This window comes from Pleurocapsa sp. PCC 7319 (assembly GCF_000332195.1).
Taxonomy (GTDB): Bacteria; Cyanobacteriota; Cyanobacteriia; order Cyanobacteriales; family Xenococcaceae; genus Waterburya.
The window spans coordinates 4,311,795-4,327,089 of the sequence record NZ_KB235922.1 but is presented as its reverse complement, the minus strand read 5'-3'; the positions used below and the strand labels follow the sequence as shown (position 1 = coordinate 4,327,089).

General features: G+C 37.7%; 14 protein-coding genes. 3 read left to right on the top strand and 11 right to left on the bottom strand.

All coding sequences use genetic code 11. The features are described from left to right. Positions 1 to 208 precede the first annotated feature (208 nt). From PLEUR7319_RS0123720 to PLEUR7319_RS0123675, 8 genes are all read right to left on the bottom strand, one after another. Positions 209 to 424 (bottom strand): hypothetical protein, encoded by a 216-nt coding sequence (locus PLEUR7319_RS0123720; RefSeq protein ID WP_019507721.1) that lies wholly within the window; start codon positions 422 to 424, stop codon positions 209 to 211. 30 nt (positions 425 to 454) lie between these two features. After that, a complete protein-coding gene (locus tag PLEUR7319_RS36515) occupies positions 455 to 1,078 on the bottom strand; it encodes a hypothetical protein (RefSeq protein ID WP_019507720.1) in 624 nt (207 codons plus the stop codon). Between the two features lie 254 nt (positions 1,079 to 1,332). Next, on the bottom strand, positions 1,333 to 1,821 hold the full coding sequence (locus PLEUR7319_RS36510) for a hypothetical protein (protein WP_019507719.1): 489 nt from the start codon (positions 1,819 to 1,821) through the stop codon (positions 1,333 to 1,335). A 149-nt stretch (positions 1,822 to 1,970) separates the two neighbouring features. Beyond that, complete coding sequence (locus PLEUR7319_RS38470; protein ID WP_019507718.1) at positions 1,971 to 2,567, bottom strand: hypothetical protein; 597 nt, start codon at positions 2,565 to 2,567, stop codon at positions 1,971 to 1,973. A 727-nt stretch (positions 2,568 to 3,294) separates the two neighbouring features. Beyond that, positions 3,295 to 3,777, bottom strand: a complete 483-nt coding sequence (locus tag PLEUR7319_RS0123690) for a hypothetical protein (protein WP_019507716.1) — start codon at positions 3,775 to 3,777, stop codon at positions 3,295 to 3,297. Beyond that, the gene (locus tag PLEUR7319_RS0123685; protein ID WP_019507715.1) at positions 3,762 to 4,157 is read right to left on the bottom strand and encodes a hypothetical protein; all 396 of its coding nucleotides are present in this window, start codon (positions 4,155 to 4,157) and stop codon (positions 3,762 to 3,764) included. Before PLEUR7319_RS0123685 ends, PLEUR7319_RS0123690 begins: the two co-directional genes overlap by 16 nt. 44 nt (positions 4,158 to 4,201) lie before the next feature. Continuing rightward, positions 4,202 to 5,743 carry a calcium-binding protein gene (locus PLEUR7319_RS36500; protein ID WP_019507714.1) on the bottom strand — a complete coding sequence of 514 codons (1,542 nt, stop codon included), beginning with the start codon at positions 5,741 to 5,743 and terminating at the stop codon, positions 4,202 to 4,204. Between the two features lie 288 nt (positions 5,744 to 6,031). After that, positions 6,032 to 6,943: a beta-1,6-N-acetylglucosaminyltransferase gene (locus tag PLEUR7319_RS0123675; RefSeq protein ID WP_019507713.1), complete on the bottom strand. Its 912-nt coding sequence runs from the start codon at positions 6,941 to 6,943 to the stop codon at positions 6,032 to 6,034. 531 nt (positions 6,944 to 7,474) lie between these two features. Here PLEUR7319_RS0123675 and PLEUR7319_RS36495 point away from each other — a divergent pair. Together PLEUR7319_RS36495 and PLEUR7319_RS0123665 are read left to right on the top strand one after the other, a co-directional pair. Then, positions 7,475 to 8,839, top strand: coding sequence for an AAA-like domain-containing protein (locus tag PLEUR7319_RS36495; RefSeq protein WP_019507712.1), 1,365 nt, complete (start codon positions 7,475 to 7,477; stop codon positions 8,837 to 8,839). 44 nt (positions 8,840 to 8,883) lie between these two features. Continuing rightward, on the top strand, positions 8,884 to 11,205 hold the full coding sequence (locus PLEUR7319_RS0123665; protein ID WP_019507711.1) for a CHASE2 domain-containing protein: 2,322 nt from the start codon (positions 8,884 to 8,886) through the stop codon (positions 11,203 to 11,205). 34 nt (positions 11,206 to 11,239) lie between these two features. Here PLEUR7319_RS0123665 and PLEUR7319_RS0123660 read toward each other — a convergent pair whose 3' ends face one another. Beyond that, positions 11,240 to 12,004: a hypothetical protein gene (locus PLEUR7319_RS0123660; RefSeq protein ID WP_019507710.1), complete on the bottom strand. Its 765-nt coding sequence runs from the start codon at positions 12,002 to 12,004 to the stop codon at positions 11,240 to 11,242. 94 nt (positions 12,005 to 12,098) lie between these two features. Continuing rightward, on the bottom strand, positions 12,099 to 12,380 hold the full coding sequence (locus PLEUR7319_RS0123655; protein WP_144054366.1) for a hypothetical protein: 282 nt from the start codon (positions 12,378 to 12,380) through the stop codon (positions 12,099 to 12,101). A 140-nt stretch (positions 12,381 to 12,520) separates the two neighbouring features. Here PLEUR7319_RS0123655 and PLEUR7319_RS0123650 point away from each other — a divergent pair, with 140 nt between their 5' ends. Further along, positions 12,521 to 12,727, top strand: coding sequence for a hypothetical protein (locus tag PLEUR7319_RS0123650; RefSeq protein WP_019507708.1), 207 nt, complete (start codon positions 12,521 to 12,523; stop codon positions 12,725 to 12,727). A gap of 282 nt (positions 12,728 to 13,009) precedes the next feature. Here the strand turns inward: PLEUR7319_RS0123650 and PLEUR7319_RS0123645 are convergent, their stop codons facing one another. Then, positions 13,010 to 15,289 carry a filamentous hemagglutinin N-terminal domain-containing protein gene (locus PLEUR7319_RS0123645; RefSeq protein ID WP_026102736.1) on the bottom strand — a complete coding sequence of 760 codons (2,280 nt, stop codon included), beginning with the start codon at positions 15,287 to 15,289 and terminating at the stop codon, positions 13,010 to 13,012. Between the last annotated feature and the right edge of the window lie 6 nt (positions 15,290 to 15,295).

Below are 15,295 nucleotides of genomic sequence, written 5' to 3'. Positions count from 1 at the left end.
ATTTGACTTCGTTTTGAGTTTTATATGACAAATTTTGTAGATAAATAAAAAGCGATCACTTTGGAGCTAGAGGAAAAAAAGAGATCGCTTACTCTTCTGTCAATCTCCTGATAGTTGATTTTGATCTTCTCTTTAGGACTCTGGGATTGTTCTGTGTCATTATTCATGGCTAATAACACCTGTAAGTTATTGACTTGTAAGCGAAACCCTAGTTGGGCGTGTCGATATCCCAAATAAGACAGTCAGGGACATCGGTGTCATCTTTATTCTTGCGCTGCTTGGTTTCCATAGCTTGCAAATAAAGCCCGCCAATGATGTTAGCAATAGCTTCATCAGAGAGTTCAACATATGGGGTTGACTGGGTGCTGATTACGGCTAATATTTGGTCAAGCTGTTCTTGCGAGGATCTGGTTTCGTCAGGCATCTTTGCATCTCCTATCTAGATTTATCTCTCTTATGATCGTTGAGTGGGCAATCTTCGCGTTGTGATAACAACTTTTCTGGTTTTGATATGTGCTGCTAAAATCTGGAGCTCTTTTGTAGGAATCCACCCTAAGGACATCTGATGACGCTGATGATTGAAAAAATCTGCATCATATCGTTGAGGAAACTCGACGAACCATTTAAGCAGAGTATCTGACCCTAGTTGTTCGCAAATGAATTTGCACTGCTGTTTCAGGCTGCTTATTTGTTTTTGAGTGAATTGCCCAGAGTCGGAGTTTAACTTTTCTGGGTAGTATGATTTCTGATAGTGCGAGCGCGCACTTTGCTTCGCAGGTTTATGATGCAAAAAATAACCAAAATGATCGAAACAGTAGCGCGAATAATCATCCGTAAATAGAATGAAGTTATGCCACATTTCATCCACTATAAAGAGGGCATCTTTAATCGACAGCTGAGTCGTGATGCCCTGAACCCTTGCTTGAGCTGTCAGCCACAGCCATTTTTTCGTCTCCCCAAAGATATCATTAGCATCCTCAAAACTTATGTTATAGAGCTGGGTAAAACGATAGACAACATTATCGTTTTGGTAGCTAAGTGCTTTTGGTAAGGAGCAAACTTTAATAGTTTTAACCATGGTTATATCCAATAGAGGATTATCTTGTGCGATCGTGATAGTTCCACTGTGCCAAAGGCATGCCTGAGATCGTGACCGAGTTTTGTATGACTTATGACCGAGTTTGAACCTGTCGAGTCAATACTTCTCGTTTAACGGAGATTAACTTTGAACAATGAAGCTAAATTCACTGATATTTCATGAGTAAAAGTTCTGAGCAATTAAGCAAGAAGTATTAAATCCTACGAACGATTACGAACAAATCACCATTAAGCTCAATGTAGAAAATGCGATCGCTTTGGAGCTAGAGGAAAAAAAGCGATCGCATAGGTGCGAATATTAGTCCCTGGGATATACTCTTGGAGGGTAACAGGTGCAAGACGAAGAGCTGAGCTTATTCGCTCAAAGTCCAACTGAGGTTTAGTTACGCTTCTAGCATAAGCACCCCCATAGACAGGTTTAGAAATAACTTGTTGATGAGATTGAGTAAATTCTTGGACTTGCTCAGGATTGTTTGTTACCAAAGTTGCAGGTATCTTAATGCCTAAATACTTGACTTGAAGCAATTGTAATGGTTTTTCTTTATGAAACTGATAAGCTTGCCAAGAATTAACCCACCGTGCAGAACAAACTTTCATTAGCGATCGCAACAAACTCATAGAATCGTTAAAAGCTATCTTTTGTTGATTAACATCTTGTAAATCGGGAATCCCCACACCGCCAAAATTCCGCCAAAAGACACTTTTAATATCCTGAAATTTCAACCGACGCTCAGAGGATAGATTGAGATATCCTATTTGTTGTTCGATACAGAGTAATTACCGAGTTTGAGACTGAGAATGATGGAAAAAATGCCGACTTTGTATTGAATTGTTATTAACATGATCGCCATTCGCGAATAATAACAATTATGCTATTTGTCCAAAGTCCAATACTTAGTTTTGGTAATAGCAATTCGACCAGCTTTAACCTGTCTGACTAAGGTTATAAGCTCTGGAGTTGGTTTTCTAACTAAAAAATCATCTTTACGGCGATGTTTGAAAAAATCTGCGCCATATTGTTCGGGATACTCAATGTACCATTTAAATAAGGTATCTAATCCTAGCTGATTATAAATAGATATACATTGTTGATAAACTCTTTCGATTTGTTTTTTTGTAGTATCGGAAAAATCTTCTTGAAGCTCTTTTAGAACGGCAATTCTCTCACTTTTTGTTGTTGGTGAATGATGGATATAATGACCAAAGTAATCGAGACAATAGCGAGTATAGTCATCAGTGAAGAGAATAAAGTTATGCCACATCTCGTCAATAATCTTGAGGGGATAAATGATCCACATTTTTGGTAAATCAGGTTGAGCAATCAGCCAAAGCCATTTCTTAGTTTCGTAGAAGATATCATTTGCTTCCTCAAAACTAAGCTCATAAAGTTTAGTGAATCGATTAATCACATTTTCATTTTGATACTTTAGTGCCTTTTCTAAAGAACAGTATCTACAGGTCGTTTCCATGATTTTTGTCTCTTTATTGATTGAAGATACTTCAATTGATATCTGTATATTCAGTGATTATGTGGATACGTTGCCAAGTAAAACTGCTGAATAGGTAAACTATGACAAAGAGATGACTGAGATCTCGACCGAGTTTGTATTGACTTATAACTGAGTTTGAGAAAAAAGAGCGATCGCACTCCAAGTAGCCGACTGATCGCCAAATACGATCACTCTTATTAATTCTTTAAAGTTATTAACTTGAGAAATAATGGTACTGAGCAATTCATCATCTCTAGTTTTTATGTTTGAATAACGATAGTAAGTTTAGCTGCGTTCTTGTCAGAATTGTTTTCAAAAACGAACTCGCTGTAATCAGCTAAGTCATCGATGCCCACGAAGTTAAATAAAATTTCTGTTGTCAACCAAATTAGTACTTTTGTAATCGATTTATTTTTGAGCCAACACATTGGTTTTTCCCTCCAAAATTAGAGCGATCGCCTGATGTCTTTTTAATACCTACTAACTTTTTTTAAAGCATTTTAGAATATCTGAAAACAAATATTTCAGCCAATCTTTTTTCTGTGATATTTTTGATATCTTTATATTCGCTGACTTTTGACTGAGTATGGAAATGAGAATTACTGCCAATATTTTGACATTGTATCGAGTTTTATCGGGTTTTGTATTGGATTTAGCTAAGATTTGGGAATTAGTATAAAATCTACTCAAAAAAATCTAATTATTCTCATAATGCGGTAGTTATATCAATACTAAATAATGAGCGCAAATAGTTAATTTTGCAATCATAAAAAGTAGTAAAATTAACTTGATTAATATTTCGTATTGGTAAATTACGACCAGACTTAAAACCCAAATCAAATATCTTCATTTCCTGTAGAGTAAATCGATATTTTGAAGGATAAATAAACCGAGATAAAAACTTAAATATTTTGATATGCCAGAGTTTTGTTTTACTATCATTCCCCATAGTAAAACCAATTACAAAAGCCTCATCCTGGGATGTGACACCTCTACCTAAAAGGATATGGAGACAATCATGGTTATGAAGACTAATTTTTCCTGGTAATGCAATGGGACTTTGAGGATTTTCAAATAATCTGATGATTCTAGGAATATCTCCTGGCCGATCTAAATTTGCTTTTTGGTACACTTCTTGTAGAGTTAGATCTGCAATTTCTTGATTATACCAATTTAAGTTAGTAGCCATCTATAGACTCCTAAACAATCAACAAAAATAAAAATAGAGCCAGCATAAATTGTAGTTAAATAGTCTTTATTTTGAATACTAGCAACTAATAGTTGACTAGAACTTAAAGCTAAAAATACAAAACCATAACTACTTATACCCAGTTTTGCCGCCAACATTACCCCGCCAATTACAGCACAAATACTACTAGAAATTTTGAGTGATTTGGAAAGTGGAAAATAAGATACTTTTCGATGAGAATTATTGTTTTTTAAACATATCGATCTTTTACTCATTTTCTTGTCTTGAAACTTTTTTAGGGAAAGCGATCGCTCTGAAGCTAGAGGAAAAATATAAGCGATCGCCTTAAAATCTGAAGAATAAATTGATTTAGAATTCATCTTCTTTTTGTAGTTAATTTAGTTCTGATGGTGTTTACTAAAAACTACACAAATACAATGTCGGTACTATCTAGCGATGTAATGTTTTGGAGCGTAATTTCGGCATTATCAATAGATGGAAAGATTGAGAAATCAAGGATCAAATTAGAATCACTAATGCTGACTACTCCAGCACCAACATCACCAGCATCTAGGACTCCATCGACATTAAACTCCAGATCTGAAAAAGTAAAATCGCCGTCATTATTTATTTCAATTCGATCCACGCCTGGTTCAAAATCCGTAATAATATCAATATCACTACCAGAAGAAGGATGAAAAATGAAGTGATCGCTACCTGAATCTCCTGTTAAATTATCGTTACCTGAACCTCCTGTGAGATTATCGTTACCTGCCCCGCCACTTATTTCAAAGTCATCACCATTACTGCCTTCAAGACTATCATCACCTTCATTACCATAAAGCTCGTTACCAACATTATCATTACCACCAATAAGCGTATCATTTCCCAACCCTCCAAATATCAAGTCAAAACCGCCACTACCGTCGAGAATATTATCATCATTATTTCCGGTTATTTCGTCACCAACCTGACTACCAACGAAATTTTCTATGCTCAGGAGTGAATCTTCTACCTCTAAGAAGGTGAATTGTGCTATGCCTTCATTGTCATTGTCTTGTCCTAGAAATACCTCAAGTGCATCAATAGTATCAGTATCAAAATGTTCATAGGTTGCGGTATCGTTACCCGCGCCACCATCTAAGGTGTCTGCGGTCATTTCATCTAGACCACCGTCGAGAGTATCATCCCCGTTACCACCAATAACGGTATCACTCCCTAAATTTCCATTTATAAGGTCATCGCCGTTACTACCGTCGAGAACATTATCACCATCACTTCCGTTAATGTCATCATCATTCTGAGAACCAATTAGATTTTCGATACTGATAAGAGTTTCGGTTATCCCACTGCTAAAGGTTACTTGTCCAGAGCCTAAATCTCCTTCAATTCCATCGGGAGTAAAGGAATATTCATAGGTTGCGGTATCATTGCCCGTTCCACCATCGAAAGTGTCTGTCCCTAGACCACCATCGAGAGTGTCATCGCCCTCTCCTCCTTCAAGATCGTCGGTACCTCTACCACCTAATAAGATATCGTTTTGGCGACCTCCTTGGAGAACATCGTTGCCATTCCCCCCAACCACGGTGTCATTTTGATTGCCTCCATCAAGTTCGTCATCGCCATCACCACCGTCGAGTGTATCTTCACCCCGTTCTCCAGTTATAGTATCGTTCCCTGCTCCGCCATCAAGAAAATCATCACGGCCAAGAGCTCCTAAAATACCTCTTGGTTCTCGGATATCATCGTTGCCATTGCCACCCATGACAATATCATTGCCTATTTGTCCTTCGAGGGTATCATCACCAGCACCACCCTCAATCAAGTCAGTACCAGTCCCCCCTTCTATAGAATCGTCACCACCTAAACCAAATAAATTATCGATACCAGAAAATCCTTTGATTAAGTCATCTGCGTTAGTACCTTCCAAAAAGTCATTGCCAGTACCGCCTAGAATTTCATCCATGATTACCTCTCAAGCTTGATTAACAACTACAGGATTACAGTCCATTTACTGAGTTCTAAACTGAGAATGACTGAGATATTATTGACTTTGTATTGAGTTGTTGTGTTGAATCTTGCATATATAAAAAAGCGATCGCACTTTTGAATTCAATAATGCGATCGCTCTAATCTAAGATCATCTAGATCAAAGCTAATACTTAAATTTTGACAAGGGCACGATCCATTCGAAAAGCGATCGCACTCTATAATGAGGATCTTATAAAAATTTAGGACTGTTTGCAGTTTAAACTTAGAGTAATTGATCGAGTAAATCTATAATTTTATTATCTGTTTTTGAATCAAATTTTCTGGCAAAGTGAAAGTAGCCACTGGTAATTTTGTCATAGTCATTAATAGTGAGACATTGAGCATAGCCAAAAAGCTCTGGAGGAAAACTTAAATAACGAAGACAATCATTATAAAGATTAAACTGATTACTATTGACTAATACAGTTGGAATGATCGATTCTTCAGGAGCTAAAGTTCTTCGATAAAATTTCAATAATTCAGGATACTCTTTTAAATAATTGCTCAAGAATTCTATACATTTTTTTGAGAGCGTATTCCAATACCATCCTCCATAACATTTAAAGTCTTTATTGAAGGGAGTTACTTTCATTCTTAATCCAATTAGAGCGTAACGCCATTGAATGTTTAAAAGAGGAATTAAAGGTTCAATTCTTGTTAATTTTCTGAGCCACCATTTACTCCAATCTGGAAGGCGAATATACTTTGCAAAATAACGCTTTTCACCTCCTTCTTTGCCCCAAGGATTATCTTCTGAAAGTAGATCCCAGTACTTAATAAAGCCATCATATTCAGTTGTTGCTAGAAAAGCTTCAATCTCAGGAATTGGACGAACTGGATAATCTTGACCCGATAGACAAACCAGCCAGTCAAAGTCATAATTATGCTCCAATACCCAATCAATTGCCTCAAGATAAATTTCTAAGATAGAGCAATCACCTCGTCTTGCTGATTGATTTCTTTTAATGACTTCAAGTCCTGAGTATTGTTTCAGCTTGTTGATGTCTAAGATTGAACAACTAAAGTTATGACTAATTAAAACTAGAGCATGACAACTAGACTTTTTAATTGCTTTAACTAATCGATAGACTTGATCCGGATTTTTATGACTTTGAATAAAGTAAATAACTTTCATATTATTTCTGAAACTTATCAAAAAGCTATAAGCTCTAATGTCAGGCAGCCAGGGTAAAATTTGCTACTTGCTACTTTGTTATCTGCTATTTATGAACTCTCAATTTTTATGAATAGCTATAGGATTACAGACTGCATACTGAGTTCTAAACTGAGAATGACTGACAAATAACTGACTTTGTATTGAGTTATAGTTCGCTCATCTGCCATCAATCAAAAAAACGTAGCAATTGTGAAGTAAGTCTGTAGAACTTAGCCATGCCATGAGGGTTATCTTTAAAGCTATTGGCTTTTAGCCTTTAGCTCTAAATTAATTTGATCATGCGATCGCTGTTCCTAATTTGAATAAGGTTATTATTTATACGATCAGAAAATTACAAATAATTGTTACAAAAAGTAGAATTATTGCATAGTTTATTGCTGATCGACCGTAGTAATAAATAGGGTTTTATTAAAAAGCTAACAGCTAATAGCTAATAGCTGGGGCAAAGCCCCTTTATATTCAACAAAATTTAAATTTACTTTTAAGACCATGTCGCGATCGCTAAAAGTAGACAGAGAATATCTCAAAAAAGTTAAATTTGCCTTATTGCGTAATAGTTTTCCGTCTCAAAGATCTCTAGCTCTTGATTTAGGATTGGCATTATCAACAGTTAGTCGATTTTGTACAGGGAAACCAGTAGATTACAGCACTTTTGTGGATATCTGCGATACGTTAGGTTTGAATTGGAAAGATATTGCAAATCTGGATCATACTATTTCTGCGTCGGTAAAAACTAGGCACAGTACCCCCCCTACCTTAACTTCAGAAACAGAGCTAACTTACGTGTCAACTACAGCTACTGTAGCTGTTAAAAGCAAATTAAACTTATCAAGACTAGAGAGTCTACCTTTTCCAGAAGGAGTAGTGCCACCTGACTCTGCTCTATATCAATTAAGAGATAATATCGAGTCTATTTGTTACGAGACTATTATCAAACCAGCCTCTTTGATTCGGATTAAAGCTCCAAAGTTGATGGGCAAGACTTCTTTGATGATGAAGGTGTTGGCTGAAGCTCAATCGCAGCATTACAAAACAGTTTATTTAGATTTAGGTAATGTAGATCGAAGTATTGTTACCGATTTAGATAAATTTCTGCGTTGGCTCTGTGTGATGGTAGGCAAACAAGTAGGAATCGAAAATCAACTCAATGATTATTGGGATACAGAAATTTTGGGTAGTAATGGTAACTGCACGGCATATTTTGAAGAATATTTATTACCGCGATTAAATTGCCCCGTGGTTTTAGGATTAGATGATGTAGATCGTCTATTTCCTTACACTACAGTAATTGAAGACTTTTTCGGTATGCTCCGTGGTTGGCATGAAAAAGGTAAGATTTCTACTATCTGGCAAAATCTGCGTTTAATAATGGCCCATTCTACAGAAGTTTATATCCCTTTGGATTTAAATCAATCCCCTTTCAATGCAGGAGTGCCTATAGAATTGTTCGAGTTAAATGCTGAACAGATCGAGAATTTAGCCACTCTACATCAACTTGATTGGAGCGAAATAGAAATCACTCGATTGATGGATAAGTTAGGAGGACATCCTTACTTAATTCGCTTAGCAATGTATTATCTTAGTTGCGGTCAAGTTGATTTGGAAACACTATTAGAAAATGCTGCCCAAGAAGCTGGGATTTATAGCCATCATTTACGGCGACACTTAGAAATGCTACAACAGAAACCATCTTTGGCAGAGTCTTTCCAACAGGTTGTCACTTCCGAAGAGCCAATAGAATTAAATCCGATGCAAATATATCAATTACAGAGTATCGGTTTAGTGCAGTTAAAAGATAATCGAGTAGCTCCTCGATGTAATTTATATCGAGACTATTTTCGTAGAGTTCTTTAAATTAACTATTCCACTCTGTTTCATATTCCTGGAACGTCTTAAAAATGAGCGAGCAACCTTTAGCCTATCGTTACAGTGGTGGAAGTCTCAATACTGAAGATCCTACCTACATAGTGCGTCAAGCAGATCGTGAATTTTTTAATGGTTTGAAGGCTGGAGAATTTTGCTATGTACTCAATTCTCGACAGATGGGAAAGTCGAGCTTACGAGTCAGAACGATGGCTCGACTTCAAGCAGAGGGGATACTATGTGCCTTTATCGATTTAACTGGATTTGGCAAAGAGGGAGTTTCTCCAGAACAGTGGTATGCAGGCATCGTTAGAGATATAACTATGAGTTGTCTATCACCAGCACAATTCAATTGGCGCAAGTGGTGGCGGGAACAACGAGATTTATTGTCTCCTGTACAAAGATTACAGATATTTATTGAAGAAATTCTTTTAGTAGAAGTCAAACAGAAAATTGTTATTTTTGTCGATGAAATTGATCGCGTTTTAAGTCAGAATTTTTCTTTAGACGATTTTTTTGCAGTTATACGAGGCTGTTACAATCTTCGCGGCTCCAAACCCGCTTATCAAAGGCTCACTTGGGCATTGTTAGGAGTAGCCACCCCATCTGATTTAATTGAGGACTCTCATGCTACGCCGTTTAACATTGGTATAGCGATCGCTCTAGAAGGATTTAAACTCTCAGAAAGTTCCCCTCTGGCAGAGGGATTAAAACATCTAACAGACAAACCCCAGAAGCTATTACAAGAGATTTTAACCTGGACTGGGGGACAACCTTTTTTGACGCAAAAACTCTGTTGGTTGGCAGCTAGAACTAACAACGTCATCCCTCCAGGAAAAGAAGCACTATGGCTTAAACGATTAATTCAGCAAAAATTGCTTCAGAATTGGGAAACTCAAGATGAACCCCCTCATTTAAAAACGATTCGCAGTCGGATTCTCTATAGTCCCAAGTCCAGTAAAAAGCTCCTTTTGCTATATCAGCAGATTTTGCAGCGGGGCAAGATCAAAGTCAAGAAATCTTCTGAATATCGTGAGTTGCAATTATCGGGTTTAGTAGTCAAACAAGGAAAATATTTTAAAGTTTTTAATCCAGTTTATCAGTCAGTTTTTAATCACCACTGGGTTAAAAAACAGCTTTTAGCTTTGGATACCTCAGCCACAATTTCTCTGGGATTGGTTTCCTTTACGAGTTTAGCGATCGCCCTACTGATTATGGGTCTGCGATCGCTGTCTCTATTTCAAGGTTGGGAGTTAGCAACCTTCGATTTGCTGATGCGAACCCGTCCTCTAGAAACCAAAGATTCCCGCCTCTTAATCATCGGCGCAACCGAACAAGATCTTAATACCTATGGTTATCCTTTACCCGATCAAGTTTTAGCTCAATTATTAGATAAATTGCAACAATATCAACCTCGGGCGATCGGTTTAGATATTGTCCGGGATATTCCTGTGCCTACAGCAGACCCACAAGGTCATCAAGCACTCAGCACTCATTTCCAGAATAGCGACAATTTAATTTCAGTCTGTACTTTTGATACTAATATTGCTCCTCCTCCAGCAAGCCCTCTTGAGCAACTTGGGTTTGTAGATTTATACGATGATCGAGATTTGAACTCTCAAGATGATACTGTTCGTCGTTATCTGTTATCTCGTAGTGGTAATAATCAGTCAGAAATATGCCAAGCTCCTTATTCTTTTGCTTGGCAAATGATTTATCTTTATCTAGAGGATCGGGGAATAGCGATCAAGACCATCAAAGATAATTGGCAATTTGGTTCTTTAATTACTAAACGATTACAAGAACGTAGCGGCGGATATCAAAATTTGGATGCCCAAGGAAACCAACTACTCATAAATTATCGCAATACTCCAAATCCCGAACAAATTGCCCCAGAAATTAGCTTAGGAGATATTCTCAATCAAAAGGGAAATTTTGAGCCAACTTTAATTAAGGATCGAGTAGTTTTGATTTGTGCCACTGCCCCAAGCGTTCAAGACTTTCACGATACTCCCTATGGTGAACTCAGGGGTACATACATTCACGCCCACGCCGTCAGTCAAATTCTTAGTGCAGTAGAAGATCGAAGACCTCTCATCTGGTGGCTGCCTTTATGGGGAGATACCAGTTTATTATTGTTTTGGTCATTTGTGGGTGGATTGGTAATTTGGCGTTTTGCCCAACCTTTAAACAGAATCGTCATTACTAGTATAGTAGCGATCGCTCTATATGGTGTTTGTTGGAGCATCTTTATCTTAGGAGGTTGGCTACCTTTGGTTCCATCAGCATTAGCTTTAATAATTTCGGGGTGTAGTTTAATGGTTATTGTTCGCTATAAACGCTCAAAAATTCCCTAAAACGCTACTTTTAATTTAGTGCATTGCTAAGTTTTTAACCTCGTCGAACTGAGGTAGATCCATCTTCTGCTGCTAAGGAAGCCAAATCTTTCCGCCAAATACGCTCTTTTTCAGCGTAATCTATATGATCTATGTCGCTCTTCAAAAGGTGGGAATTTCCACCACTAATGAAGAACTCGAACATAGTTCTAATCAAGTCTACAATTGACATTCCCCTTGCTGCTGCTTCTGCGTGGATGTTCTCGTGAAGGCTTGGTGGTACTTTAATTGTAGTTGTGGGTAAATCTGATTCAGTTGGCGGAAACAGAAAACTCTTGATACTCTTGTGAGTAATTTTATCTGGTTCGATACTTTCAATGACGCTGCGCCAAGCGTGAATTAATTCATCTCCTGCCAAACTAGCTAAGGCGATCGCTTGAGAGATGTTAGTCGGCAAGATTTCAAAACCTGCGTAAATCAGTTCCAGACAAACTCTGGCAGCTTTAATGTTGTCATTGACTTGCCAGCGAGTAATTTTTAACTGCTCTCGACAGAAGGTGGCGAAAGTACCGTCACCGAAGTTTTTGTATAGTTTGAGGAACTTTAACTTAGCCAGTAATAGACCATTGCGGACATAGGCTAGGCGGTTGTAAGCAAACTCAAAGACGATGTAGTCGAGATTGAAGTCTCCTTCGATGCGATCTTCTAAATCTCTGGCATATTGGTCTATTTCTTGTATTTCTGGGAGAGTACTTATAGTAATATCATCTTGATAGAAATAGAGGGCATTGAAGGGGTTAGCGAGATATTTCTTGGTCATGGTTTGAAGGGATAGAGAAAAGTTGGTTTTACTCAGACTTTAAGTAATCTGGGTAATTAGGTTTGAAAGTTTTAAAGGTTCAAGATTCCCGAAATTATGCAACCATCAAAGTTCTAAACCTTTCAATAGGTATTTCACCAGGAGGTATTTCAAGCCCTAATAAACCACAGCAGTATTCTCGATAACCTAATGCGTAGCCTTCCCAGTAGTCTTTTAGGTGAGGAAGTTCGGCGTTTAGTCCTGTTAATCCGTCAAAGAAGCCCGCTGAGTAGAGTTTTATATTTATGTATGTTGAAGGCGATCGCTCTACACTAGTATCTTGACAAGTTTCAGCAATCGGACTTACTTTTGTCTCGTGTATACTAATATTATTCATTGTTTTACTTTTAACAGGGTATACAGTGATAAAAAGCCAAAATTTTGGCTTTAAGTTTGTAGGGAAGATTAGAGCGTCCAAACTTCAATCTTCCCTTTTAGTTAATCGTATCATATCAGTGTATACAACGAAACAAAAGTATGGCAAATCCTAAGCCTAATACTTCTGGGTTAAAGAAAATTCCGAAAATTGCACCTGAAGGTTCAGCGCAAAAACCAGTTCAGGTGAGAGTTCCTGCTAGTCAATATGATGCTTGGATGTCATTACCTGCTAAAGAGCGTAATGATTATTTAAGAAAAGCGATCGCCGACAAACTTGCCGAGAAACAAAAGCTTGCATCTGCTTGATTTTTCTCTGTTGGATTGTGATAAGAAACTATAGAATATCAAAGTGATCGCCTGTGGAAAATTTGTCGTTACTGAAATATCCTCCACTTTTTTCGCTCTCTAGCGTACTGGTACACGGAAGCTATACTTAGAGCTAAATAACTTACTAATCTCAAGTAGATACCCATAATAAACTATAAAATTCTAATATCTATTGTCTATTTCATCGCGATCGCGAAGCCTGGACGGAGTCCAATCGCCTCTGGCGCTGGGCGGAGCCCAATCGCGAAGCCTGGACGGAGTTCAATCGCCTCTGGCGGTGGGCGGAGCCCAATCGCGAAGCCTACCCGAAGGGCTTGCACTCGAAGGGGTGTAATCGCCACACGTCGCAACAATATTAGATGTATCAGAAACTAGTTCTACATTGCCTTTTTCATTCAGAACCCATTTATTTGCTTCTATAATTGGCTCGGCTGCTGATAATGAATTTGGTAATGAAGCAGAAGAATTAGTAGTCAACTCATTAATCCATTCAGTAGGTAATTGAACATCAACGAACATATCACTGCTATCTAAGGGATCGTAGGGATTAGGAGGTAATCCTCCACGACCAGTGTTCATAAAACTGCTGCTATCTTCATCTCGATTGGCTTGGCAACCTTCAGCAGGTTGAGGAATAGTAAAAGCAATCGGCAATTCTTTTAATCCTTGAGTGGAGTCAATTTCTGGAGTATTAATTTCGACAACACCATCTATACCTAAGTTAGAACTAGCAGTAATAAAATTTACCCCTGCTTCTTCTGCTCTCTCTTCTATACCAAAGATTCCTGTTGATGTGATATCAATGTTTCCTCCATTGCCTCGATTCGCATTGGCTAAAATACCAACATTGGCAAAGTTGGGAAGATTTGTACTTTGCTCAGGAAAGGCAACTATAAATCGAGCATCAATAAACAGATTTCCGCCATCAGCAATGTTTCCTGTACCTACCGATATCCTACTGGTATTTCGGAGAAAAAGATCTTCAACTGTTATCCTGATATTGCCCCCTTGACCGCTTTGTGCTGAAGCAGTAATTTGAGAATAGTCACTTAGAGATAAGAAAGGAGTATTAATCACTATATTTCCGCCATTCCCCTCAGCACCAGGTCTTTCTTGACTTGCTATTCCCGTTGAAAATCTAGAATCTTCACTGATAAATTGCCCCTCAAGAGAAATTTGCTCTGAGGCTTTGATGGTAACGTTTCCCGCATCTCCTTGACCTAAGGTATTGGATCTAACAGAATTTCGTCCTTTTAATGATAAAGAACCAGTCGTAATCTTAATATCTCCTGCATTGCCGATACCACTTGGTTCTATAGTACTTTGAATACTACCAAAACGTTTGTTTCCCGCTTCCAGAGAAATTTTATCAGAGGCATTGATTGTGATTTCTCCTGCATCACCTGTACCTAAAATATTAGTACTAATGTTACCAATATCTTGATTAGAATCAGACTCTCTTGATGTGAAAATTGAAAGGTTTTTGGTTTGAATATTAATGTTGCCACTATTGCCCTCAACCTCAGAAGATACAATATTACTTATTCTGCTCCTATCTAAGACAATATTCTCAGTAACATCAATCTCAACATTTCCGGCTTGAGCATTTGAAGTACTGGAGGCTTCTTTTATTCCCGCAAAGAAAAAACTTTTACCACTTAGTTCTAAGTTGCGCCCGTGAACTTTAATTGAGCCTCCATCTTCGCCAGCAACATTAACAATACTTCCAAATTCTAGTTGCTGGAGATTAGTAAGTGATACATTACTTCTAACTTTATCGTTTGGAAAATTTAGGCTTCCATTCTCAGAGATTGAAACAATTCCTGCTTCTTCTAACCCTCCTAATTCCACTTTGCCACCGGGAGCATAAATGTTGCCATTGTCTAACTTGACCTCTCCACCAATAAGAGAAAGATTTTTTCCCGGTTTTACTTGTAAACCAACAGGAGTTTGCTCGATGGTAAATTTGGGGCGGACAAATTCCAAATTTTCCACAAAGCCGCCTGCCACAGAACGATTAATAATCTGCCCAGGATTATCCCCCAAGTTGAGACCAATAGGAGCATTGATAGTTAATAGGGGTTTTGCTTGAGGATCGCTTGCACTGAACTCTACCCCATCAGGAAATAGAATACTGTCTGCGGTACTGGCGAGAAACGAGCCACCAATATTTAATCTGGCATTTTTCCCAAATATAATACCTGCGGGATTAATCAAGTATAAATTGGCACCACCATTAGCCTTAATTAAACCATCAATATTAGATAAATTACCGCCAGTTACTCTAGAGAAAATATTAGCAATATTATTGCCATTGTCGAAAACGGCTTCATTGTCAGATAGAAGAGAAAACTGTTGGAAACTGTGAAATAAGTTACTTCCTCTAGTTTGCCCTCCTGTAATTTCTACAATATTGTTATTTTGGTTAACTTGAGTATTTAAACTATCATCAGGTAATATTTGAGAGCTAACCTTATTGGAGTGAAAGCAAAACGCTATTACTATTAAGTAAGCAATATTGAAGTAAATAATATGCTTCAATAGAGG